Origin of the sequence: Kitasatospora sp. NPDC051984 (genome assembly GCF_044593455.1) — a bacterium.
GTDB lineage: Bacteria > Actinomycetota > Actinomycetes > Streptomycetales > Streptomycetaceae > Kitasatospora.
This window is the reverse complement of sequence record NZ_JBIUCB010000002.1, coordinates 438085-462154: the sequence shown is the minus strand read 5'-3', so window position 1 is coordinate 462154 and position 24070 is coordinate 438085. Positions and strand designations below refer to the sequence as shown.

Genomic DNA, 24070 nt, shown 5'->3' with positions numbered 1-24070 from the left:
GGCGTCTCGGGCCGTGGTGGCGTCTCGGGGCGAGGTGGTGTGCAGTCGACCGGCGTTGCCGGTGTCAGGGGCTGCGGGCGAGGGTTCGGCAGACTCATGGTCACACCATGTCAATGGGTACGCGCATGATGCTGGGGTCCGGCGGCTTGACGAGCAGTTCGCCGGCGCCCCTCGCCAGCGCACCGCCCGACTCCATCAGACTTTGCGTCAAGGTCTCGAAGAACCCGGTGATGGCCTTCCCCACGTTTGTCCCGGGAACGGCGACGAACGCGAAGTCGGGGCGGGTGGCGATCTCCGCGATCGTCCGCGGCTCGGCCTGGCCCACCCCGAACGCGATGATGTTCGGGGCCGCCCTGGTGATGCTCCGATCGACCAACCGCCCATGCGGCTCCCGCCACGACTCCCCATCGGTGGGGGCCCCGTCGCTCAGGAAGAAGACCACCGGTCGGTGCACCTGGTACCCCTGCTGCTTCAACCGGCGGACGTCGTCGGGGATACGCGCGAGCAGGTCCTCGAAGGCCGCGCCGTAGCAGGTCAGCCCCCGGATGACGAAGCGGGGCAACTGCAGTTCGTTGCGCACGTCGGAGAGCGGCAGGCGTTCCTCGACGTCGTCCGAGAAGCCCAGGATCGCCAGCCGGACCTTCGCCGAGATCATCGGTGCGCCCCGCAGCGCCTCGTGCAGCGAGACCAGGCCGTCTGCCAGTTCCCGTTCGCACACCGCCATCGATCCGGACTCGTCGGCCACCACGTAGGCGGGCAGCAACACGCCCCTGACATCTGGCACCGGTATTTCCCCCTTGCCGCATTCCCACAAGCTTCTGACAGTTGCAGTCGGGTGGCGAGACCGGTGGACTCCGCGCACAGGACACCGCGAGGAATCCTCGGTGGCCGGCTCGCCCCGGAGAGAGCGGTCCTGGCGTCGCTTGCGACTCGGGACAGCTCGGCGACGCGTGCCAGGCCGTCACGGGAAGCTCAGAAGCCTCCCGTGACGTATCGGGCTGTCGCACCTTGCAGGTACAACTCCACTTGGTCGCGCGAGAAGCCTTCGTGCTTGGCCGTGTACTCGGCGATCAGGCGGGACTGGTGGACGACTCCGTCGTTCACCTGGAATCGGGACTGTCCGGGCGGAGGAGCGCCGGGCCCGATCTGTTCCTTGACGAACACGGCCATCGGCTGCGGCTGAAGGGCCTTCAGTTCCGACGGATGGGCCTGTTGGAGTTGGACCAGGTAGGCGTGGATGTGCTCGACGGGCTCCGAGCCGTTGAACACGTACTCCATGACGTTACGCAGGAACGCGTTCAACACCCCGAACATCGCGGGCCCGGCAGCCTGGACGTCGGCTTCCAAGTCCCTGGCCTGACCTCCGTCCACCACCATGTGATGGAGGACGCGGTGCGCGGCACGGGCCGCCAGGAACAGCGCTTCGTCTGACGACTTGCCCATGAGTCCCCCCGTCGCCCGGTTCCGCCCTGCGCAGGATGACACACGTCGAAAGCCCGGCACAGGGCATTGGCGGACCTTCACCGGTTCTGGCGATCCGCCTATGCCTGAGGCAACTGCTCGGCACCATCGGGAGCTGAGTCCGAGCCCAAGCTCAGGGCGCCGCCGAAACCAGCCCGTTCCACCTGAGCCGCCGCTTCTTCGCCTGGATATTTCCACCATCAGTGCCAAGGGCTACGGTGAGGCCATGCCCGAGCAGACACCTCGCAGATTCCACGGGCGGGTCGCCCTTGTCACCGGCGCCGCCAACGGCATCGGCGCTGCGACGGCCCGGCGGCTGGCCGCCGAGGGCGCCGTGGTGATCGCCGTCGACATCGACGACGACGCCGGCCGGGTCCTGGTCGATTCCCTCGTCCGGGAGGGCGGCCGGGCCGAGTACCGGCACGGTGACGTGTCCGCCGCCGCCGTGTGGGACGAACTGGCCGCACACGTCCGGGACCGCTACGGGCGCCTGGACGTCCTGTTCAGCAACGCCTACACCGTGACCGTCAAGCCGGCCCACGAACTGGCGGAGGACGAGTGGGACCGCCAGCTCGCGGTCACCCTGAAGGGATCCTGGCTCGCCGTGCGGGCCTTCGCCGACCTGTTGCGCGCGAGCGAGGGCTCGCTGGTTCTCGCCTCCTCGGTGCACGCGCTCGTCGGCATCCCGGGCCACCCCGCGTACGCCGCGGCCAAGGGCGCGCTGTGCTCGATGGGCCGTCAGCTCGCCGTGGAGTACGGGCCCGAGGTCCGGGTGAACACCGTGCTCCCCGGCCCGATCATGACGGCGGCCTGGGACCGGGTGGACGAGGTCGGCCGGGCGAACAGCGTGGCCGAGACCGTCGCCAAGCGCTTCGGCCGCCCCGAGGAGGTCGCCGCGGCGGTGGCCTTCCTGGCCTCCTCCGACGCCTCCTACATCACCGGTACGACCCTCGTGGTGGACGGCGGCTGGTCCGCCGTCAAAGCTTCCTCCTGACGTGAGCGAAGATCAGTCGCGGCCGTCGCAGCACACGTGCGGAACGAGGGTCTGTTCGTCGTGTCGCAGGGAGTGCTCCATGCTGCCGAGCAGCTTGGAGAGGGTCCGCTGTTCGTCGGCGTCGAGCGTTGCCAGTAGGCGCTGTTCGCATGCGCGGTAGTGGGCGAGGAGGTGGTCGACGAGGTCGAGGCCGTGTTCGGTGAGCCTGAGGTGGATGATGCGCCGGTCGTGGTCGTCGCGTTCGCGGGCGATCAGTCGTTGTTGCTCCAACTTGTCCGCGCGGATGGTCATTCCGGAGCAGGTGACCAGGCCGAGGGCGGCCAGTTGGCCGGTGGTCAGGCTGTGGGCGGGCCCGGCCTGGCGCAGGGTGACGAGCACATGGAAGCCGGTGGCGGTGAGGCCGTGCCGCTTGAGGAGGGGCTCCAGTCGGGTCTTCCAGAGGGTGGCTATCCGGTACATGCGGCCGAGTGGCTGCGGGGACGGCGCGGCCGGGGGAAGGGTCTCGGGGCGGGGAGCGCGGGCGAGGGTCTTCGGTGTGGTTCGGCCGGGTGGAGCGGGAGTGCTTTCGGGTGTGTGCCGGGGCACGGGGGCCTTCCAGGTGTCGTGCGGGCATACGGGGGCGGTGCACCGGCGGTCCGGCGTCGGCGCGGGGCCGGCGTCGGACCGTCCGTGGGCGGGTCAGCCGATCGGTGCGGGTTGCGGTGCGGGTTGCGGTGCGGGCGTGCGGGGCGCGGTGCGGTGCAGGCCCTTACGGTCGTAGAGGCGGGTGATGGCGAGGCCGAGGAGGAGAGAGACGGCGAAGCCGATGCCGACCATGCTCCAGGCCCGTCCCAGTCCGGCCTCGGCCTGGGCGTCGAAGTAGAGGATGGAGCGGACGCCGTCGACGACCTGGCGGAAGGGTTCGAAGTCGGCGAGGAACCGGTAGAACCCGGGCAGTGCCTCAAGGGGGATGGTGGCGCCGGCGGACGGGATGGCCAGGCCGATCAGTACGAGCATGGAGATGATCGGGCCCGGGGTGCCGAAGGCGGCGAGCAGGGCCAGGGCGGTGATGCCCATCGATGCCGTGGCGCAGGTACCGAAGATCCACAGCTGGGGCAGGTGGGAGGCGTCGATGCCGACGACGCCGACGGCGGCGGCCATGGCCAGTGCGGAGGTCGCCATCGACAGGACGACCATGAGGACCGAGCCGACCGCGAAGTGCCGTACCCGGCTGATGTGTTGCACGGGCTTGGTGGTGCGGAACGGGCCCTTTTCGCTGGCGATGTAGCCGAGTGCGGTGTCCAGCTGGGTGTGGATGACGTTGGCGCCCAGCATGCCGCCGAGGACGAGGACGAGGGTGTAGAAGAACGCGCTCAGCCCGAGGCCGCTGTGGTCGCCGAGCGGGTGGCCCTCCTCGATCGCGGCCTTGACCGGGTCGGCGATCATCAGCTGTGCGGCGGCGCCGGGGGCGCCGGGGGCGGCGGGGTGCTCGGTGGAGCCGGAGGCAGCGTGCGGTTGGGCCTGCTGGCTCAGCTGCCGGGTGAGCTCCTGGCCCACCTGGGTGGAGACGGTGTGCACGACCTGGCGGTTGATCTCGGACGCCATGCTCGAGCCGAAGCTTCCGGCGGCGGGGTTGGTCAGCACGGTCATGGTCGGCGGGTGCGGATCGTGCTGGGGCGGGCCGCCGAGGGCGGCCACGGAGGCGGAGAAGTCGTCCGGGATGACGAGCGCGCCGAACACCTTGTCCTTGGCGAGGAGGTCGTCGGCGGTTCGGCGGTCGACCTGCTTCCAGGCGACCTTGCCCTTCGAGCCGGGGTCCTGGGCGATCTGCGGGGTGATCTGCTCGCCCAGGTTGACCTGCTTGCCCGCGACCTGGGTGCCCCGGTCCGCGTTGACCAGTGCGATCGGCAGGTCCTTCATCGAGCCGACCGGGTTGTTGTTGGCGCCCAGGTACAGCAGGGAGAGGACGAACGACAGCAGGCCGAGGATCACCGCGGACGGCAGCCACAGGTTCTTCCTGCGCAGCAGTCCGCGGGCGCTGGCCGTGAGTGCGTGGGGCGGTTCAGACATGGCTCCTCCCACAGCGGTGGCGGGTGGCGGGGGCCTGTTCGTGGGACCCGGGTCCGGTGGGGCGTGGGGCTGGCATGGTGCTCCAGTTGCGATGTCGCGTCGGGGTGGCGCTCAGGGGCGGAAGTGAGCGGTTTCCGGCATCGCGCCTGGTTGGAGGCTTGCTAGAAACCTTCACTTTCTAGCTCAATAGTGGCACTACCGAACAGGGGTGTCCATCTGGGGGTCTGGAAGACTGGGCGCATACCGAACAGCCGAGTGAGTGAGCGCATGAGGATCTCCGACCTGAGCCGCCTGACCGGGACACCGGTCGGGACCATCAAGTACTACCTGCGGGAAGGCCTGCTGCCGCCCGGCCGGTCCCTCGGGGCCACCCTGACCCTGTACGGCGACGAACACGCCGAGCGCCTGCGGCTGATCCGCGCCCTGACCGCCCGCGGCGGCCTGTCCATCTCCGCCACCCGCGACGTCCTCACCGCGATCGACCAGCCGCTCGAACCGCTGGACACGCTCCGCGTCGTCCACTACGCCCTGCCCACTCCGGTCGACGCCGCCGAGACCGACGCGGTCGACGAGCAGGCGCCGCAGGTCGACCAGCTGCTGGAGGCCATGCGCTGGGAGATCTCCGAGGAATCGCCGCACCGCAGAGCACTCGCCGCCAGCCTGATGGACCTCAACCGCCTCGGCATGGAGTACGGCACGGAGGAACTGCTGCCCTACGCCGAACTCGCCGCCGCCGCAGCCCGACTGGACCTCGACCGGCTCGAACACATCGAGGACCGCCTCCGGCTCGCCGAACACGCGGCCATCGTCGTCCTGCTCCTCGAACCCGTCCTGGCCGTGCTGCGCCGCCTTGCCCAGGAGGACGAGTCCCGCCGCCGCGCGGCGTGGGTCCGCACCGGCGACGGAACGGACCCGCGGTCCACGGCACACCCGGAGTAGGTGGCGGTGGGCTCGTCCGGTTCGGCCGTGAACCGCGGCGCCCGCGCCGATCGCGCTTTCCGGGGATGGCCGGTCAAGGACTTTGGTCGAGACCAATGGGCTCCGATCGCCCATTTTGCGGGGCGCGATAGTGCAATCGGTGATGGTGTCGCTACGATCCGGCATTTCGCGCGGCGTTGCCCATGGCTACAAAAGTGGTCCAATCGGGCACAGGTTGCCGAGATTTGCACAGAGTGTTGACGTGCCCTAGACCAACCAACACACTCTTCCTCGGTGGACGCGCGTAGCGTCGCCCCACAGTCGGCGCATGATCCCGCGAGAGGACGCTATGCGAACCGCCGAAGATATACCTCTGGCAGGCGTAAGACCCCGGTTGCGCAATGACGTTGTATTCCTTCGCGTCGACACCGGAATTTATCTGAGAAGTTCAGAGACATCGTGTGTTCTCAAAGGCGCGGGCGCCTATGAATGGATGTCTGTCCTCGGCCCCCGAATGACGGGTGAACGCACTGTCGAGGAAATATGCGAAGGCCTGGACGACAATCGGCGCAAGACCGCCGTCGGCCTGATGCGCACCTTGCTCGACAGGGGTTTCGCCCGTGCTGTTCCGGGCGCGGGCACGGGCGCGGGGACGCTGCCGGCCGAAGTGCTGGACAGGTTCGCGCCGCAGATCAACTTCGTCGAACATTTCATGCACGCGGACCAGCGGACGCCACAGGAGCTGTTCGCGCGCTTCCGCTCTTCCCGGGTCCTGGTCAGTGGCTCACCGAGTGGTGTCGCGGCGGCGGCGGTGCGCGGTCTGTTGCGCAACGGGCTGGCCGAGGTGTCGCTGGACGACGCGGCGTGGGGACGGGAGTTCGAAAGCGAGACGGCCGGGCTCGCCGACGCGGGCGCACCGGCACAGGTCGTGGTGCTGCCGTCAACTCCCGAGGACCTGACGGAATTCGACGTCGTGGTGGCGGTCGCCGACGAGTCGGACAGCAGCGCCGTGCTCGACCTGACCAGGCGCCTGCACGGAGCTCCGCAGGGTCCTCGACTGATCCCGGTGGTGGCCGACCCGACCCGCATGGTCGTCGGTCCGATCTCCGGACCCGGTGAGCAGCCGTGCTGGGTGTGCGCCCAGCTTCGTCTGTCGGCCAACTCCGATCCGCGTCGGACGGCCGACCTCTGGCGCCGACTGGCGCTCGGCCCGACCGGCGCCGGGGCCCCGAGCGGCGATCCGGTGACACAGTCCATGGTCGGCAACGCCTTGGCGTTCGAGATCTTCCGGCTGCGCACCGGGCAGTTGCAGATGGATGACGAGCGGCACGCCGTGATCCAGGACCTGACCACGCTCGAATCCCGCCGCGAACGCGTGCTGCCCCATCCCGGATGCCCGCTGCGCCACCAGGCGGTGCCGCCCGAGGAGGTGCTTCCGCCCGCGGACGACAGCGACGCCTACGGACGCGCGGCTGTTCTGGTCTCCCCGGAACTGGGCGTCATGTCCGGATGGACCGACGAATCGATTCGGCAGATCCCGCTCAAGACGGGCCGGGTGCGGCTGGGTCCGGCCCTGGCCCTGACCGACGCGGCACGTGAGATCGTCGCGTTCGACATCGACACGGCCCTCGTCGCCCGCACCCGTTCGGTGCGGTCGGCAGTCGCCTGCTACGTGGGCCGGCTCGGCTCCCCCGGGCTTCCGGACGGAGGACCCGCGGCCGACGCCGAAGCGGTCCCGGCCGAACGGCTCGGCCTGTTCAGCGGCTTGCCCACAGCCGGTGCGCGGGCGGCGGGTCCGATGATGGCCGCCGTGTCCCTGTACGACGAAAGCCGGTGGCAGGTGCCGGCTGCGGCAGTCCACCCGCTGTCACCGTCCAACTCCCTCCTCACGTTCGAGCCGAGCCCCGCGGGCGCGGCGGTCGGCTGGACCGCCGAGGAGGTGCGGGAGCGAGGACTGTGTTCGGCGCTCGCCCATCGCGGACTCGTCCTCGCGGTACGCGGCGGTGAACCGGCCGTCCCGCTCTCCGAGGAGTGGCTCGGCACCGACGACGAGACGGCCTTCGCGCTGCGCAGCCTGCGGCCCATCGGCCGGTCCGCCAGGGTGTGGGCGCTGCCCGGTGCCGCACCGTCCTTCGCCGTTCTCGCGATGGTCGAGGACTCCGAGGGGAAGGTCGACTGGGCGGTCGGTTCGGCGCTGTCCGTACGTGCCGCGGTACGCGAAGCGGTGCGGGACGCCGTCGGACTCGCGGTCGGCCGCCACTACGAGGGCGCACCCATGGACTTCGGCGACCCGCTGATCGCGGACTTCGATCCCAGGGTCCTCGTCCCGGCCGACGCGAAGACCGAGTGGTCCTTCGACCAACTCGAAGTGCCCATGTCCGAAGCGCTCGCCCGGCTGGAAGCCGAGGGAACACGCGCGCTGTTCGTCGACACCACACCGATCGATCTGAGGGCAGTCCGCGGAATGACCACAGGCACGGTCCTGCTCGCCGCGAAGTAGCCGGACAGTCGGCCGGTCCGCGCCCACTCGAGGCGCGCCACGGTTCTCGGAACGTCCCGTTCCGGGTGGCACAACCCGAGCACATCCCGAGAAAAGAGGATTGCCATGTCCGTTGAGCTCATGAACGAGCTGAGCGCTCTCGAGAGCGCGACGTTCGAGGTCGAGGAGATGACCGACGAGTCCGTCGAGCTGGCCTGGTCCAGCTCCAGCTGCTCCTGCTCCAGCTGCTGCTCCTGCTCCACCAGCAGCTGCTGCTCCTGCTCCTCGAGCACCAGCTGACCCACGGCTGACCAGGTCGCCGGGCACCTGCCCGGGACCCGGCACATGGGCTGAAAACGTGCGGCTGCTTGGCAGGACGGTCCCCGTCGACAGGAGGGGTCTGTCCGTGAAGTGGCAAGCAGCCGCACACCCCTATCTTCTCATCGACTGGGTGGACGGATGAATGTGGAGTCGAGCGCGGTGACCACCGTGACGGTCCCGGTTGGCCCCGGGGTGGTCGAGGTCGTCCGCGACCATCTGGCCGGGTACGCCGCTGCGGGCGTCACGGTCGACGTCGGAGTGCTCGGCCTGCCTGAGCGCCACGCGCCGAGCGGGGCGCGGAGGGCCGACGGTCTGGTCTACCCGGTGCGCCTGTACGGCGGAACGGTACTGATGGGGCCGCTGCACCGGGCCGACGGTACGAGTCAGCCGTGCGGGCTCTGCCTGGAACGCCGCTGGCTGGCGCTGCGCCCCGTCGAGGAGCGCAAGCCGGTCGAGGACGGCGCGGACGTGTGGGTGGCGGGTGACGACGCCCTGCTCACGCCGTTCGCCATGGAACAGATCGCTCAGGTCGTCCACACGGAGACGGCCGGCGGTCAGCTCGTCCCCGGGGACCGCCGGATCGGGCGCATCGTGGAACTGCGACTGCGCGATCTGACGGTCAACCGGCACGAGCTGGTCGCCGACTCCGAGTGCGAGCGGTGCGCCACCCCGGTGCCGGACACCGCCGAGGGCGCGATGCTCCCGCTGAGTCCCCGGCCGAAGCCGGGTCCGACCAGCTACCGGGGCGCGTCGGCGGCGGACCTGAACCTGCCGACCGCCGGTCTGGTGAACGAGGTGTGCGGAGCGCTGGCGAGCGCGGCACGACGGGTGTACCAGTGCAGCGCCACTCTGCCGGTCAGCGGGTACTTCCGGGTCCGCAGCAAGTACGACTACCACGAGATGTGGTGGAGCGGGCAGTCGCAGAGCTCGGCCAGCAGCGAGCGGTACGGCGTCCTGGAAGGCATGGAGCGGTACGCCGGGCAGTTCCCGCGGGCCAAGCAGACGCAGACGTACGCCAGTTACAACGAACTGAAGCCGAACGCGCTCGACCCCATGGCGATGGGTTCGTACAGTCCGGAGTTCTACACCGGGCACCACGACTACTACCAGCCGTACCACCCGGACACCCCGACCCACTGGGTGTGGGGCTACTCCTTCGGGGAGCAGCGTCCGCTGCTCGTGCCCGAGCAGTTCGTCTTCTACCTGGACCGCCGGCCGGACCGGAAGTTCGTCCAGGAGTGCTCCAACGGCTGTGCCAGCGGCAGCAGCGTGGAGGAGGCACTGCTGCACGGCATGCTCGAACTCATCGAGCGGGACGCGTTCCTGCTCTGCTGGTACGGCTCGGCCAGACTGCCCGAGATCGACCAGTCGACCCTCGTCGACGAGGAGATCAGGTTCGTACTGGACCGGGTGGCCCGGCTCGGCTACCGGATGCGGCTGTTCGACATGCGCGTCGACGTCCCGGTGCCCGCCGTGATGGCGGTGGCCGAGCGCCTGGACGGGGGACTGGGCAAGCTGTGCTTCGCCGCCGGCGCGAGCCTGGACCCGGTGGAGGCGGTGCGCGCCGCCATCGCGGAGACGGCGTCCTACATCCCGGGGATGGACGAACGGGTGGAGGCGAAGCTGCCGGCGCTGCGCGAGATGGCCGCCGACTACAACCAGGTGCACGAGCTCACTCACCACGCACTGCTGTACGGGCTGCCGGAAATGGCGTCGACGGCCGACTTCCTGCTGGAGGCGGCACCGCTCCGGTCGATGGACGAGCTGTACGGTCCGTGGCTCGCGCAGCGACCCGCGACCCTTGACCTGGCGGACGACGCCCGGTTCGTGATGGAACGTCTGCGCGAGGCCGGCAGCGACGTCGTGGCGGTGGACCAGACCTGCCCGGAGCAGCACGGCACCGGCATCCGCACCTTGTGCGTACTGGCGCCCGGGCTGGTGCCGATCGACTTCGGCTGGGAGCGGCAGCGCGTGCTGGGCCATCCGCGGCTCCAGGCGTACCTCGACGGAGAACTGGCCGAGATCCACGCCCGTGACGAGGGGTTCGGTCCCACGGGGCTGAACCGCAGGCCGCACCCGTTCCCCTGAGCCGTCCCGTCGGGTTCCGCGCGCTGTCCGTCCGGTGCGGAACCCGGCAGCGAGTCCCGTCCGTCACGTCGGCCCGCCCGCGGGCCGAAGGAGGAAGTCCCGTGTCCGTAGACCGAACGCAGGTCGTGAAAGGCTATGTCGAGTCTGTGTTCCGGCGCGGTCGGGAGCCGATGGAGCCGGTCGGTTTCACCCCCGACTGGGACGACCAGCCGTCCCGGCACAAGACCTATCTGGGGGTGCGGCGCTTCCCGCTCCCGGCGGGCGTCGATCCGGCGCTGGGGGACACCGCGGAGGTTCTCTTCGGTGAACCGCCCGTCGGCCGCGGGGCGCCCTGGACCCTCGAGTCCCTCGCCACGCTGCTGCGGCTGTCGTACGGCGTGCTCGACCGCAGGCTGCGGGTGAGCTGGAACCAGGACAGCCATGTCCGGGTGCTCTACCCGGAGGCGCTGTGGGGGCGCGGTACCGCCTCGGGGGGCGGCATGTACCCGCTGGAGGTCTACTGGGTGGCCGGGCCCGGCAGCCCGCTGCTTCCGGGTGTCTACCACTACTCGACGGCGCACCACAGCTTCGAGCGGCTGCTTGCCGGTGACCTCACGGACGAGGTCCGTGCGGCGTGCGAGTCCGGGGGCGGGGACGGGGCGGCGGACGGGTTCCTCGTGGTGACCGTGCGTTTCTGGAAGAACTCCTTCAAGTACAACAGCTTCTGCTACCACGTGGTGACACAGGACGCCGGTGCGCTGCTGGGATGCTGGGAACTGATCGCGCGGGGAACGGGCCGGCGCCTCACCCGCACGCTGTGGTTCGACGACGAGCGGCTGAACCGCCTGCTCGGACTCGAAACCGATCAGGAAACCGTACTGGCCGTGGTGCCGATGCCGTTCGGCCCACCCGCGGACCGGGCGGCCCAGGTCGATCCGGTGGACCGCGCAGGTCTCATCGACCGGCCGAGTTTCGAGCGATCGGCCCGTCCCCGCACCTTCGAGCAGATCGAGCAGGTGCACCGCGCGGTCCTGGCGGACCGTCGTGAGCGCCCGCAGCCCTCGGTGGCCCGCGGCCTCGTGCCGCGGAAGCCCGCCGGGGGCGAGGAGGTCGAACTGCCCGAGCCGCTGACCGGCCGGCTAGGCCGGGACGTCGGCCGGGCCCTGCGCTCGCGGCGGACCAGCTTCGGCTCGTTCACGCGCTCCCGCCCCCTGCACCTCGACGAGTTGGCGACCGTGCTGGCGGGCACGGCGGCGGGGCAGCGGTACCTCGCGGACGTGGTGCCCGACGAGGTCGGGCTGACGGGTCTGTACGTCCTGGCGAACCGCGTCACCGGCCTGCCGAGCGGCACCTACCGCTACGACGCCGCCGGGCACCGGCTGCGGGTCGTGTCCGAGATGCCGCTCGCCGAGAAGTTGCAGCGCAGTTACTACCTGAGCAACTACAACCTGGAGCAGGTCGCCGCCGTACTGGCGATCTCCGGCCGGTGGCAGAGCACGCTCGATGCCTACGGCAGCCGCGGCTATCGCGTTCTCAACTCCGAGGTGGGCGCCCTGTCACAGACGGCGTACACCACCGCTGCCGCGCTGAACGTCGGCTGCGGAGTGGTGCTCGGCTTCGACAACATCGCCATCGACGAGGCGGTCGGCCTCGACGACGGCGACGAGCGCACCTTCCTGTTCGTGCTGCTCGGCCACGAACGCGCGGACAGCGCGGACTACGACTACCGGCTGGTCTGAGAGGGCTGATCCGTGAAATCCAGCGCGCCGCCATCGACGATGCCCCGCACGGCGTCCGCAGCGACCCCGCCCGATCACCGGAGCACGGAGCACGTGACCTGGCACCTGGTGCCGAGGTTCATGCTGCGTGTCGGTGGTCTTCCCTTCGAAACCGCGGCCGCTCTGGCGACTCCGGCGGCCGCGGCATGGGGGGACGGCGTCCTCGACGCACGGCACCGGCTGAGCGAGCGCGCGGCCCGGATCGCCGACTCCCTGCAAGAACGCGTGGCCGACCACCTCGACGATCCCCAGGCGCGACGGGCACTGATCAATCTGCGTCGGGACGTCTTCAACGCCCGTGCCCCGCGCGGCCTGACCGCGGCCGAACCGCTGCTCTCGGCCGACGAACTCGACGAGTTGCACGCGTGGTCGGCCGACCGGCAACGACATGACGAATTGCTGCGGACCGGTTCGGGGATCCTCGGCGACGAAATCGCCGCGGTCCGAAGGGAGTTGCGCCGCGTCGCGACGGAGACCGATCTGCGCCACGGCGTCCAGTTGTCGTCCCCGTCACTGGACGAGTACCTGGACGACTTCCTGCGGCGTGCCGACGGACCGCTCAGCAAGCGGGAACGGCGCATCGAGCGGTCGCTGCTGGAGTACCTGCTGCGCACCGCGTGCAAGACCAGCCCGTTCAGCACGCTGACGGCCGTGTCCGCCGGCGCCTTCGCGGAGAGCGACGGCAGGCCGCTCACCGCCTCCGTCCGCGGCTGGGGCAAGCAGGGCAGCACCCGGCTGAACATCGCCCTGCTCGCCAGACTGTCGGACCAGCTCACCGGGAACCCGGAGGTCCGCCGCGATCTGCCGGTGAGAGCCACCAGCGGAACACAGGTGCACCGCGACCGGGTTCGCTACCTGCGCAAGCTCCGCGGTGCCGACGGCGACGCGGACGCCGCGGTCACCCTGGACGCCGTGCACGAGAGTCTCTTCTACCTGCCGGGCGGGGAGGCCATCACCGATGTCCTCACGCTGTTCCGCGACGGCAGGACGCTGCGGTTCGGCGACGCCGTACGACGGCTGTGCGCGATGGACGGCAAGCGGCCGGAACAGGACGTGGAGCGGTACCTGGCCCAGCTGCTCAGGCTGGGGCTGCTCGTCGTGCCGGATCTGGACATCGACATCCACGACCCTGACCCGGTCGCCACGTACCGGAAGGGGCTGTCGCGGCTGGGAACGGACCGGGCCGACGACATCGCCGTGCTCGTCGGGCGGATGGGTGCGGACGTCGAGCGGTTCGCCGACGCCGGCCTGCCCGAGAGGCGTGAACTCCTCTCCGGGATAAGGGAGTCGGCGGCACAGGCGCACCGTCTCGCGGGCCGCGGCGACACCCCGGTGCTGCGCACCCTGGTCTACGAGGACACCACCCTGCCCGGACTGACGGTGACCGGTGACGCCTCGACCTGGACCCGGAAACTCACCCCCGGGCTCCAGCAACTCGCCAGGATCCTCCCGGCGTTCGACGGAAACCTGGTGCGCAGACTCGTCACCAAGGGATTCTTCCGGGCACGCTACGGGGAAGGCGGGCGCTGCGAGGACTTCCTCTCCTTCGCCCACCAGTTCAACCAGGACTTCTACGAGAACTACAACAAGCGGCTGATGCGCCACCAGCGCTTCGACGGCACCGACTTCCGTCACTACGACAACTGGTTCCGGCAGGAGGAGATCACGGCGGTCGACCGTGCGCGAGCCGCAGTGGCCCGGGAGATGGACCTCCGCTACCGGAGCGCCTGCGCCACCGGAGCCGATGTCGAGCTGGACGAGGACTTCCTGGCCACGGTGGAGGGGCTGCTGCCCGGGCACGAGCGCCTGCGCTCGCTGTCCTTCTTCCTCCAGATCGCCGAGGACGGCACCGAGGACCCGCTGGTGGTCGTCAACCGGGTCTACTCCGGACTCACCCTGCTCTTCTCGCGGTTCGCGCACTGCTTCGACGAGGGCCTCACCACGTCATTGCGCCGGTCGCTGGACGACGCCGTGCCGGAGGGAGCCGTGTTCGCCGAACTGAAGGGCGGCTACGACACGACGAACCTGAACCTGCATCCGGTCGTCACGCCCTACGAGATCGTCTGTCCCGGAGAGACCAGCTTCCGGCCGCCGCACGAACAGATCCCGGTGGAGGACCTGGTCGTCGAGCACGACGCGGCCACCGACCGGCTGCTTCTGCGGTCCCGCGCACTGGGCGTCGAGGTGATTCCCGTCTACCTCGGCTTCCTGCTTCCGATGGCACTGCCGGAGGTGCAGCAGGTACTGCTCAACTTCTCCTCCACCACCATGGTCCAACTCGACCTGTGGGAGGGCACCGGCATCCCGGAGCGCGACAACGGCGCGACTCCGCGCGTGCGGCTCGGAAACGTGGTGCTGCAACGCAAGTCCTGGCGGTTCGCCGCCGACCAGCTCCCGCCCGCGACAGCCGGCCAACCGGACCACGAGTGGTTCCTCGCATGGCGGGAATGGCAGCGGGCGGCCGGGCTGCCCCGCCACGTGTTCGCCGGTCTCGGCGGCGAACGCAAGCCGCAGTACGTGGACTTCGACTCGTACACGTGCCTCCGGCTGTTCGAGGCCGCGGTCCGCAAGAGCGACTCGGCGGTGACACTCACCGAAATGCTGCCCGGCCCCGACCAGCTGTGGCTGCGTGACGACCGGCACCGGTACGTCACCGAACTCACGGTCGAACTCAACGGAATCAAAGCAACGGATGCGGAGCGGTGATGGGCGCCGATCAGGACGCGAACGACGGCGGGCACATCGAGGCGGAACCGGACGGCGACGGTTGGATCAGCCTCCACGTCTTCTACGCCGCCAACGCCAACCCGGTGCTGGTCAACTGCGTGCGGCCGCTGGTGGAGAGCCTGCGCGAACAGGGTCTGCTGCGCTCGTGGTTCTTCATCCGCTACTGGCTGGAGGGCCCGCACATCCGGCTGCGACTGCTGCCGGCCGAGGCGTCGGCGACCGCGAAAGTCGCCGAGGCCGCGCGAACCGCACTCGAGTCGTACCTGCGCGAGCGCCCCGCCCTGTACGAGGAGGACCGCAACGCCAGCGGTGACCTGTACAAGAACATGTTCCTGGCCGAATACAGCGAGGAGCGCTGGAACGAGCTGTACGGCGCCGAGGGCACGATGCCGTTCCGGGACAACAACAGCGTCGCCCGCATCCCCTACGAACGGGAGCTGGACCGGTACGGGGGCCCGGCCGGAATGGAACTCGCGGAGTGGCACTTCCAGGAATCCAGCGAGACGGTGATGACCCTGCTGGAGACCACCAACGTGCACGTGCGCACCGTACTGCTGGGCCAGGCCGCGCAGTTGACCGCGGGACTGTGCTTCGCGTTCCTGCGCGACGAGGAGGCGGTGGCCCGCTTCCTGGTCAACTACCGCATGATGTGGGAGGCCTCGTACCAGGAACCCAGCGACGACCAGCACAAGCGCTTCGACCGCAGCTACGAGCGGATGAAGGACCGGCTGGTGGCCCGGCTGGAGCACGTGCGGGACAGCGCCAGGGACGCCTCCTCGGCAGCACCCACCCCGCTGGAGCGATCGTGGCTCGCGCACTGCGGCGAACTCCGTGACAAGGTACTGGGAATGACCGACGCGGGGTCCCTGACCTTCCGCGACGGACCCGTGCAGGACCCGCAGGTCGCACTGGCCATCGTGCTCAGCTCCTACGTCCACATGACCAACAACCGGCTCGGGGTGAGCATCCTCGACGAGATCTACCTGTCGTACATCCTGTGCAAGGCACTGTCCGACACGGCTCCGCAGGAGGCGCAGCGGTGACCGGCACCGCCCACGACCGGCCCCGGCTCCGGCCGGAGGTGGCACTCGGCCCGGGCATGCGCTCCGGCCCCAGGACCGTTCACCACGTCAAGGACGCGCGCACCGGCTGCTACTACCGGGTCGGTTCCCGCGAGTACTTCGTCATGGGACTGATGGACGGACAGCACACGATCGAGGACATCGGGCGCAGTTACGCCGACACCTTCGACCGCAGACTGGGCCCCGAGCACTGGCAGCAGATCTTCACCATGCTCGGCCGCTACCAACTGCTCGACGGGTACGCCGACGACGCGGCGCTGGACAGGCTGAAGCAGGCCCACGAGGCGAAACAGTCGGCGCGGCAGGGCTGGCTGCGCCGGCGCTGGGTGATCCTGCGCCCCGATCAGCTGTGCGCCACCTTGGCGAGCCGTCTGTCCTTCGCCTTCCGCACGGCGTTCCTGGTCCCGGCGTTCGTCCTGCTGGCCGCCGTCCAGCTGTTCGTCTGGACACACGTCGGCGCCCTGGCCCACGAGGCGACGCATCAGAAGCACCCGATGATCACCCTGCCGCTCTCGGCGCTCGTGGTGTGGGGAATCACCGTGCTGCACGAGTTCGCCCACGGCGTGACGTGTCGTCACTTCGGCGGCAGGGTAACGGAGATCGGAGTCAGCTGGCGGTTTCCCATGCTGGTCCCCTACTGTCGCACGGACGACATCGTGCTGTTCCAGCGGCGCAGGGCCCGGGTGGGCACCGCGTTCGCCGGCATCTTCGTCAGCTGGTTGGCGCTGGTGCCGGTGGCGGCCTGGTGGTGGCTGGCCGGTGACGGCATGTTCGGCCGGCCGCTCGCCGCCGGTCTGTTGCTCTTCGGCAGTGGTGCCACGGCGATCAGCCTGCTGCCAGTTCTACGATCGGATGGTTACGTGATGCTCACCCACGCGCTGAACATCGCCGATCTGCGCCGCGAGTCCTTCCGGTTCTGGCGGCTGCGACTGCGCTGGCGCGACCCGGCCGCGCGGGAAAGCCTCAGCGCCTACCCGCCCCGCGACATCCGCACCTACGCCCTCTACGGGAGCGTCTCCCTCCTCCTTCTCCTCTCCGCCTACGGCGCGATGATGTCGGTGTGGTTCAGCAGCCTTCAGCACTGGGTAGGGCCGACGTGGGCAGTGGTGATTCTCGCCGCGGAGACCGCGGTGGCCGCCGGTGTCCTTTCAGCCGTCGCCCGCGGCAGCTCGAGCGAACGGCGGACCACCGGTGAGTGACAGCGACGACTACGCGATCCGTACCAGCGGACTGACCAAGCAGTACGGCCCGGACACCGGCGTGTTCGACCTCGACCTGCGCATCCACCGCGGGGAGGTCTACGGATTCCTCGGCCCCAACGGGGCAGGAAAGAGCACCGCCATGCGCATGCTGGTGGGGCTGATCCGGCCGACCTCGGGAACCGCCACGGTGCTGGGCCACCCGGCCGGGACCCCGCGCAGCCTGCGCGGGGTGGGGGCACTGATCGAGGCCCCGGCCCTGTACCCGCACCTGTCGGGCCGGGACAACCTGCGCATCCTCGCCGGATACGCCTCCGTACCCGCCACCCGCATCGGGGAAGTCCTCGAGGAGGTCGGGATGGCCGCCAAGGCGGACGCCGCCTTCCGCACGTACTCGCTCGGCATGAAACAACGACTCGGGGTGGCCGCCGCACTGCTGAAGGACCCCGCGCTGCTCATCCTCGACGAGCCGACCAACGGTCTCGACCCCGAAGGCATGGCGAGCATGCGGGAGTTGATCACCGGGCTGCGCCGCGACAACCGCACGGTACTCCTGTCCAGCCACATGCTGGGCGAGGTGGAGCACGTGTGCGACCGGGTGGGTGTGATCCGCCGGGGCCGGCTGATCGCCGACGGCACGGTGGCGGAACTCCGCCGGGGCGTCGGCGAAGGCGGGCTGACGGTCGCCGTGAACGTGCCCGAGCGCGCCGCCGAGCTGGTACGCGAGTTGCCGGCCGTCCGCTCGGCGACGGTCGTCGACGGGGAACTGCAGGTGGCTGTCGACCCCGGTGAGGCCGCCGCGATCAACCGGCTGCTCGTGGTGAACGGACTGGAGGTCAGCGAACTCCGCAAACGGGTCCTCTCGCTGGAAGACGTGTTCTTCGACCTGGTCGAAGAACACCGGCCCACTGAACCGGCACCCGTGGAGGCGGCCAACCGATGAACGGTGTCCTTCGAGCAGAGCTGCTGTCGACGCGCAAGCGCCCCGGCGCCTGGATCATCGGCGGGGCGTGGGTCGCGCTGTCGGTGGCCTTCGGGATGGCGGTCCCGTACATCATCTGGCTGGCCATCAGGAACAAGCCGATCGGATCGTCCGGTGACCCCGAGGAGTTGATCAACGGTCTGCTGCCGGACAAGTTCCTGTCCGGCACCGTCAGCCTGTACCCCATGTTCGGCAGTGCGCTGATGCTGATCCTCGGCGCCGTCCTCGTCGGCGGCGAGCACCGATGGGGGACCTGGGGCACGCTTCTGGTCCAAGGGCCCAGCCGCACCTCGGTGGTGCTCGGGAAGGCCGGGGCCGCGGCAGCGGCGTCACTGTGCATCTCGGTGCTGGTGGTGGTGGTCGGCGCGGGAGCGAGCGCGCTCATCGCGGCGCTCACCGGCCGGCCCGCGCACTGGCCGGACACGGCGACGCTGCTGGCCGGAATCGGCGCCATCTGGCTGATCAGCATGGCCGCGACGAGCCTGGGCATCTTCCTGGCCGTTCTGCTGCGCGGCACCGGGGCCGCCATCGGAGTGGGCCTGCTCTGGCTGCTGGCGGTCGAGAACCTGGTGTCCGGACTGGCCGGCATCCTGTCCGCACTGAAAGGCGTCCAGAAGCTGCTGATCGGCCCGTGCGCGGGCTCCCTCGCCACCGCCCTCGACCCGTCGGGCAAGCCCAACACGTCGATCCCCGGGGTCGTCTCGGTTGCCGGACCGCTGACCGCGAGCATCGTGCTGGCGGCGTACGTGGTGGTGTTCCTCGGCCTCTCCGCGCTACTCGTCTCGCGCCGCGACATGACCTGACCGGCAGGCCTGCCATGCGGATGTGCAGGCCTGCCGTGCGGATGTGGAAGTCGAACACGGATCCCCCGTTCCCGCCCACACCGCTCAACGCGGGCGTTCGGTCAGGCGCGGAGGTGTGTGAGGACGGCGGACAGTGCGTGCCGTACGGCCTCCCGGGTCTCGTCCGTGGGGTCGTGCACGTCGAAGCCGTGCATCGCGTGCGGTACGTCCACGAGTTCCAGTGCCGCGCCGCACTCGTCGGCGGCTGCCAGGAACGCGGTGACTGTCGCGGCGATTTCCGGTGCCTCGAGCCCCACCCGGGTCAGCACGACCGGCAGTCGGCCTGCCTTCGGCAGCACCGCGGCAGGGGCGAAGCGCGGGTCGACGCCGATCCAGCCGGTCAGTGGGGCCAGGACCGGGTAGGTGGCGGCGACGCAGCGCAGCCAGGGCGGGGGAGCGGCCAGGTGGTCGGACATCAGCAGGCCTCCGCCGGAGAAGGTCCACAGGGCGATCCGGTCCGCGTCGACGCGCGGATCCGCTCGCAGTACCCGCAGTGCCTCGGCGATGTCCGCCGCGGCTGTCGGGTAGTCGGACGTCGCGTGGAGCCGGTGGGCGACGACCGCGCCGATCACGCCCTGGCTCGCCGCGAGCCGGGCGTAGCCGACGTAGAGCGGCCAGTCGCGGGGCTCGGGCACCATGTCGCGCGGTAGCGGGCCGCCGTGCACGAAGAGGATCGCCGGGCGGGGGCCGTCGTCGTCGGCCGGGCCGGGCAGATGGAGGTCCAGACGCCCGGTGCGTTCCCGTGCCGCCACCGGTGCGTCGAGCAGGAACGGACGCTCGTGGAACGGCGTGATGTTCGCCGGGGTGAGCCGGTGGCCCTCTCCGGCGGCGGCGCGCAGCAGGGTCGTGGCCAGTTCGTCGGGGCGGGAGAGCATCGGCCAGTGGCCCGTCGCCAGTTCGAAGAAGCCCACGCCCGGCTCGGCGAGGGACTGGAACTGCGGCATGCCCGACGTCACCAGTTGCTGCACGGCCTCGATGGTGAACCCGCTCGCCGTGCACAGGATGCCGCTGGTCGGCACGTCTTTCAGCGCGCCGGTCAGCCGCAGCGGCTCGGTCAGCGTCCGGCCCGGCTGCGGGGCGGCGAGCGAGGACAGCCGCTCCAGGTCGGCCGGCGACAGGCCGGTCGTGTTGCCCCACCTCTGCCACTGGTCGGGCGCGGGCGCGGGTACGGTCGCGTCCGGCTGCTCGCGCAGCAGCGCCTGCACGTCGGTGTCGGGCACCAGGGCGAGGGGAAGGTCGCCGTCCTGCGGCAGCCCGGAGTCCAGGTAGACGATCCGGGTGACCCGCTCCACGCGGTGCTGCGCCGCGCCGAGCACCGGGTGGATGGCGTAGTCGTGGCCGACGAGCACCACCTTCGGTGCGGTGACCCCGTCGATCAGCCGCACCACGTCGGCGATGTGGGTCTCCAGGCCCGTCCCGCCTGCGGGCGCCGTGCCGCCGCCCGTGCCGGTCAGTGCCGCGGCGTGCACCTCGGCGCCCGCCTCGCGCAGTTTCTCGCCCACCCGGTCCCACAGCGGCCCGCCCGTGAATGGGCCGGAGGCCAGGATGAACGCGGTCCGAATCTCATGATCGCTTCGCATGCGGGTACGGTAGGAACTCCCCTAACGGGAGGTTCAAGTGGTGCTGCCGCACAATCTGTTGACCATCGGTGAGCTCGCCGAGCGCGCCCGGGTGAGCGTGAAGGCAGTGCGTTTCTACTCGGAACAGGGCCTGCTCCCCGAGGCCGGCCGCAGCGGCGGCGGACACCGCCGTTACGTCCCGCAGGCGCTGGAGCGGTTGCGGCTGATCCGCTCGCTGCGCGCGCTGGACGTGCCGCTGCCGGAAATCGCCCGTGTGGTCGAGAAGGAGACGGGCGAGGACGGGGACGGGGACGGCTTCGACGATGGCCTCGAGGCCGTCGTGGCCAGGCAGCTGGACAGCCTCGGTGCCGAACTTGCCGCGCTGCGCTGGCGGGAGGCGGCACTGCGGCTGCTGCACGAGGCCGCGGCCGCGGAGCGCGCCGAACTCCTGCGTCTGGTCGGCGCGCTCGGCACACCTCCCAGCACGGAGACCCTGGCCCGCTACTGGCGCGGGCTGCTGCCGGTGCGGCTCCCCGCCCGGCTGGTGGCCGCCATCGTGGAGGCGGCGGTGCCGCCGCTGCCGGAGCAACCCTCGCCGGCACACGTGCTGGCCTTCGCCCGGCTGCACGAACTGACCGCGGCCATGAACGACGCGTGCCTCGCGGAACACCGGCCCTCGCCGCCACGGCCGGACATGCTCTACGACGGCCTGCGCGAGGCCTACGACCTTGCCGCGCCCGCCCTGCTCGCCGGTCGCGGCCCCGCCCCGGGCGAGGCCCTGGACTGCTTCGTCACCGCCCACGCCCGGGCGAACGACCGCCGCGACACCCTCGACTACCGCCGCGAACTCGGCCGTCACCTGGCGGTGGGCGACCACCCCGCCATACGCCGCTACTGGGCACTCGCGGGCGAACTGACCCCGGGCCCCACTCTCGGCGCCGCGAACACCTGGCTCAGCTCCGCGCTGGCCGCGCAACTCGCCGCGAACTGAAGGCGGTTGGCCGGGGGGTGATGGTGTGTCCGCCCCGTGGGAGTCGCGGGGCGGGGTGGGCGCTGCCTTGTCCGGTCCCGCCGGCCGTCCGGAGGTTTGACCGTGCCTATGCCACCGGGTTCGGGCTGGTGGCGTGCTTCCGGGGGCCGGGGACGACGTGCTTCTGGAGCAGCCACGCAATGTCGTTCGCGAAGAGGGAGCGGGCGGCCGCCTTGTCGATCTCCGGTACCCGGTGGCTCGCGGGCAGTGCGGAGGCCGGGAAGCTCTCGCCGTCGCCGAGTGCGAGCGCGCTGACGTAGAGGTTGCCGAGCGCCCGGCGCACGGACCGGCGGGTGGTCTCCCATTGCGGGTAGGCCGTCAGCTCGGTGGTGAACGGGTCCAGGAGGGCGGGGCGTTGGAACGGCAGACCGGCGGCGGTCATCGTGGCGCCGAGGGCGTCGACCCACTCGGCGACGGTGAGGGCGGACGGGCCGGCCGTGGCCCAGTACTCGCGGGGGAGCGGCGACCCTTCCACGGCCAGGCGGGCCAGTGCGTTGACGGCTGCCGCCACGTGGTCGCGCGGGACCATGTCCACCCGCTGTTCGGGCCGGCCGAAGACCGCGGGCAGTCCGGAGGCGATGAACATCATGATCCGGTGCATGTTCTGCAGCTCGGGCATCGCCCCGTCCAGGGAGTCGCCCATGATGATCGAGGGGCGGATGATCGACCAGGGCTGCGTGCAGGACCGGATCCGGTCGTCGGCGGCGGCCTTCGACCGGTGGTAGGCGGACGGCCGTGAGGAGCACACCGCGCCGACCATGTCCTCCCTGGCGGCCTGCGTGTGACGCCCGGCGAAGGCCGTCGAGGCGTAGAGCAGCGGGCTGCCGGCCGTCTCGGCGAGTGCGACCATCTCCGCCGCGCCGCCCTCGTTGACCGCGTGCAGGTCGTCGGCGGACGCCGTGTAGCGGACGTTGCCGGCCAAGTGGACGATCACGTCGGCCTGTTGGGCGAGTTCCTTGAAGGTGGGGGTGTCCAGACCCAGCTGCGGAGCCCGAAGGTCGATGCCGACCTGCCGGCACGGCAGGTCGACCGGGCGGCGTCCGGTCAGGGCCACGATGTCGAACGACTGGGCCATGGCCGGAATGACGGCCGAGCCGAGGACTCCTGAGATCCCGGTGACCAGGGCGACGGGTCGCATGAAGGGTGCTCCACTTCTTTCGTTTTCGTTCGTTGTCACGGCTTCGCGCCGTCACGTGCCGAGGCGTAATTCGGGACTCGGTTCGTGCTGATGCATTTCGAGGAAGAGGTTGCGGAATGTCTCGACCAGGAGCTCGCCCGGCAGCTTCTTCCGATGGAAGACCGAGCATCGGACGGCTGTTCCGGTGGTGGCGAACGACACGTAGGCGTCGAGCGCGAGCGAGGAAGGAGCGGAGTGCGCGACGGAAGCACCGGTCAGGCGGGCTCCTCCGATTTCCAGGTGCGGGAGGGAGACGGAACTCGCGGTCAGCCCGATGTTCACGATGACCGGCCGGGCCGCTCTCCTGGCGAGTGCATTCGGCAGGAGGGAGAGAACGGCGCGTCGGGTGTCCCGTTCGTTCGTGCGGCGGGCGTTGCTCGTCTGTTCGCGGATGCTCCGGAGTGCGTCATGTGGCGAGAGCGGAGTTTCGGGCGGAATTCTGAGGAGATATCCGGCCGTGAAATTGCCGGGCGTGTACCGCTCGGAAGGGCGCCGGATCGACATCGGGACGAGCAGCGTCGTATGGCGCAGGCCGACGGCCCGTACGGCGCGGGCGAGGGTGGTGAGGCACAGGTCGTTCTCCGTGACGCCCCGGCTCCTCGCGGCGGCCGCGAGGAGTGGCCGTTCGATGTCCCTGAAGTGCCACTGCAGCGGGGCCGGGGAGCCCTCGACCGCTTCCGTCCCCGGGCTCTCCCGGGTGGCGCGGACGTCCCTGGCGATGTTGATCACCGCGCGGGCGGTCGCCCGGCGTCGGGGACGGAGCCCCACGGGTTCGCCGCGCGGATCGCCCAGCAGGGCCTGGAGGTGCTGGACGATGCCGACCCCGTCCTGGAGGGCGTGATTCGCGCGATAGATCACCGTGAACCGGTGCGCGCTGTACCCGGAAAGGCTGTATTCAGAAAGGATGTGCATGTCCCACTGCGGGGCCGGTGCGGACGGGAACGGGCGGTCGAAGAGCTCGGTGACCGCGACCCGAAGGGCGTCCTCGTCGGAGATGTCCGGGCGGACGGAAAAGGTGATCGATTCAGCCGGAGTTGCGGTGCGCCACCATTTCGATTTCGCCGAAGCCGGGCAGGTGAGGGCGAGGGTGGGGAGTTTCGATGCCCGCTCGTGGATTTGCTCGCGCAGAGCGGCCGTGTCCGGAAGGCTGCCGGTGAATTCCAGGATGAATCCGCCGATCAGGGCGGGGGACAGATCCAGGAACACTTGATCGACCGGGCCGATACGTCGCGCGCGCCGTTGCCGCGGCATTGTCATGGTGACCCTGGGCTCTCTGCTTGGGCGATGGGAGGAATGGCCGTCGTCGCGCACCGGTCGAGATCCTGCCCTGATGGCATGACAAATGCCAAGCCGATCACGCTATCGAGTGATTTATCGGTCGATCCAGCGGCGCAGGGTGTCGCCG

At 70.2% G+C, this 24070-nt stretch carries 19 protein-coding genes; 12 read left to right on the top strand and 7 right to left on the bottom strand.

All coding sequences use genetic code 11. The annotated features are described in order from the left end of the window. Nucleotides 1-100 precede the first annotated feature (100 nt). Together ACIHEI_RS05965 and ACIHEI_RS05960 are read right to left on the bottom strand one after the other, a co-directional pair. Nucleotides 101-766, bottom strand: a complete 666-nt coding sequence (locus ACIHEI_RS05965; protein WP_396605871.1) for a VWA domain-containing protein — start codon at nt 764-766, stop codon at nt 101-103. A 206-nt stretch (nt 767-972) separates the two neighbouring features. After that, nucleotides 973-1443 (bottom strand): hypothetical protein, encoded by a 471-nt coding sequence (locus ACIHEI_RS05960; RefSeq protein WP_396605778.1) that lies wholly within the window; start codon nt 1441-1443, stop codon nt 973-975. 244 nt (nt 1444-1687) lie between these two features. Between ACIHEI_RS05960 and ACIHEI_RS05955 the strand changes: the two genes are divergently transcribed. Then, nucleotides 1688-2455 (top strand): SDR family NAD(P)-dependent oxidoreductase, encoded by a 768-nt coding sequence (locus tag ACIHEI_RS05955; protein WP_392950160.1) that lies wholly within the window; start codon nt 1688-1690, stop codon nt 2453-2455. A gap of 12 nt (nt 2456-2467) precedes the next feature. On the opposite strand, the gene ACIHEI_RS05950 is transcribed toward ACIHEI_RS05955, so the two are convergent. Together ACIHEI_RS05950 and ACIHEI_RS05945 are read right to left on the bottom strand one after the other, a co-directional pair. Beyond that, nucleotides 2468-2914, bottom strand: coding sequence for a MarR family winged helix-turn-helix transcriptional regulator (locus ACIHEI_RS05950; RefSeq protein ID WP_396605777.1), 447 nt, complete (start codon nt 2912-2914; stop codon nt 2468-2470). Nucleotides 2915-3133: 219 nt separating this feature from the next. Continuing rightward, nucleotides 3134-4504 carry a YhgE/Pip domain-containing protein gene (locus tag ACIHEI_RS05945; RefSeq protein ID WP_396605776.1) on the bottom strand — a complete coding sequence of 457 codons (1371 nt, stop codon included), beginning with the start codon at nt 4502-4504 and terminating at the stop codon, nt 3134-3136. Nucleotides 4505-4771: 267 nt separating this feature from the next. Here ACIHEI_RS05945 and ACIHEI_RS05940 point away from each other — a divergent pair, with 267 nt between their 5' ends. The 10 genes from ACIHEI_RS05940 to ACIHEI_RS05895 all read left to right on the top strand — a co-directional run bounded on the left by ACIHEI_RS05940 (nt 4772) and on the right by ACIHEI_RS05895 (nt 18860). Further along, nucleotides 4772-5443, top strand: a complete 672-nt coding sequence (locus ACIHEI_RS05940) for a MerR family transcriptional regulator (RefSeq protein WP_396605775.1) — start codon at nt 4772-4774, stop codon at nt 5441-5443. A gap of 373 nt (nt 5444-5816) precedes the next feature. Then, nucleotides 5817-7922, top strand: a complete 2106-nt coding sequence (locus ACIHEI_RS05935; protein WP_396605774.1) for a TOMM precursor leader peptide-binding protein — start codon at nt 5817-5819, stop codon at nt 7920-7922. A 105-nt stretch (nt 7923-8027) separates the two neighbouring features. Then, nucleotides 8028-8201 carry a hypothetical protein gene (locus ACIHEI_RS05930; protein ID WP_387636431.1) on the top strand — a complete coding sequence of 58 codons (174 nt, stop codon included), beginning with the start codon at nt 8028-8030 and terminating at the stop codon, nt 8199-8201. 180 nt (nt 8202-8381) lie between these two features. Further along, entirely contained in the window at nt 8382-10310 is a 1929-nt protein-coding gene (locus tag ACIHEI_RS05925) for a TOMM precursor leader peptide-binding protein (protein ID WP_396605773.1), read from the top strand. A gap of 170 nt (nt 10311-10480) precedes the next feature. After that, nucleotides 10481-12028, top strand: coding sequence for a SagB family peptide dehydrogenase (locus ACIHEI_RS05920; RefSeq protein WP_396605772.1), 1548 nt, complete (start codon nt 10481-10483; stop codon nt 12026-12028). Between the two features lie 93 nt (nt 12029-12121). Continuing rightward, nucleotides 12122-14773 (top strand): lantibiotic dehydratase, encoded by a 2652-nt coding sequence (locus ACIHEI_RS05915; RefSeq protein WP_396605771.1) that lies wholly within the window; start codon nt 12122-12124, stop codon nt 14771-14773. Then, nucleotides 14773-15837, top strand: coding sequence for a thiopeptide-type bacteriocin biosynthesis protein (locus ACIHEI_RS05910; RefSeq protein ID WP_396605770.1), 1065 nt, complete (start codon nt 14773-14775; stop codon nt 15835-15837). The genes ACIHEI_RS05915 and ACIHEI_RS05910 overlap by 1 nt, the downstream gene beginning before the upstream one ends. Continuing rightward, the gene (locus ACIHEI_RS05905) at nt 15834-17075 is read left to right on the top strand and encodes a M50 family metallopeptidase (RefSeq protein WP_396605769.1); all 1242 of its coding nucleotides are present in this window, start codon (nt 15834-15836) and stop codon (nt 17073-17075) included. The genes ACIHEI_RS05910 and ACIHEI_RS05905 overlap by 4 nt, the downstream gene beginning before the upstream one ends. After that, nucleotides 17068-18018: an ATP-binding cassette domain-containing protein gene (locus ACIHEI_RS05900; protein ID WP_396605768.1), complete on the top strand. Its 951-nt coding sequence runs from the start codon at nt 17068-17070 to the stop codon at nt 18016-18018. Before ACIHEI_RS05905 ends, ACIHEI_RS05900 begins: the two co-directional genes overlap by 8 nt. Further along, on the top strand, nt 18015-18860 hold the full coding sequence (locus ACIHEI_RS05895; protein ID WP_396605767.1) for an ABC transporter permease: 846 nt from the start codon (nt 18015-18017) through the stop codon (nt 18858-18860). Before ACIHEI_RS05900 ends, ACIHEI_RS05895 begins: the two co-directional genes overlap by 4 nt. 101 nt (nt 18861-18961) lie before the next feature. Here ACIHEI_RS05895 and ACIHEI_RS05890 read toward each other — a convergent pair whose 3' ends face one another. After that, nucleotides 18962-20479: an alpha/beta hydrolase gene (locus ACIHEI_RS05890; RefSeq protein ID WP_396605766.1), complete on the bottom strand. Its 1518-nt coding sequence runs from the start codon at nt 20477-20479 to the stop codon at nt 18962-18964. Between the two features lie 37 nt (nt 20480-20516). Here ACIHEI_RS05890 and ACIHEI_RS05885 point away from each other — a divergent pair, with 37 nt between their 5' ends. Next, entirely contained in the window at nt 20517-21449 is a 933-nt protein-coding gene (locus tag ACIHEI_RS05885; protein WP_396605765.1) for a MerR family transcriptional regulator, read from the top strand. A gap of 106 nt (nt 21450-21555) precedes the next feature. Here the strand turns inward: ACIHEI_RS05885 and ACIHEI_RS05880 are convergent, their stop codons facing one another. Both ACIHEI_RS05880 and ACIHEI_RS05875 read right to left on the bottom strand, forming a co-directional pair. Continuing rightward, nucleotides 21556-22626, bottom strand: a complete 1071-nt coding sequence (locus ACIHEI_RS05880; RefSeq protein ID WP_396605764.1) for an SDR family oxidoreductase — start codon at nt 22624-22626, stop codon at nt 21556-21558. A gap of 51 nt (nt 22627-22677) precedes the next feature. Next, a complete protein-coding gene (locus ACIHEI_RS05875; RefSeq protein WP_396605763.1) occupies nt 22678-23976 on the bottom strand; it encodes a hypothetical protein in 1299 nt (432 codons plus the stop codon). Between the last annotated feature and the right edge of the window lie 94 nt (nt 23977-24070).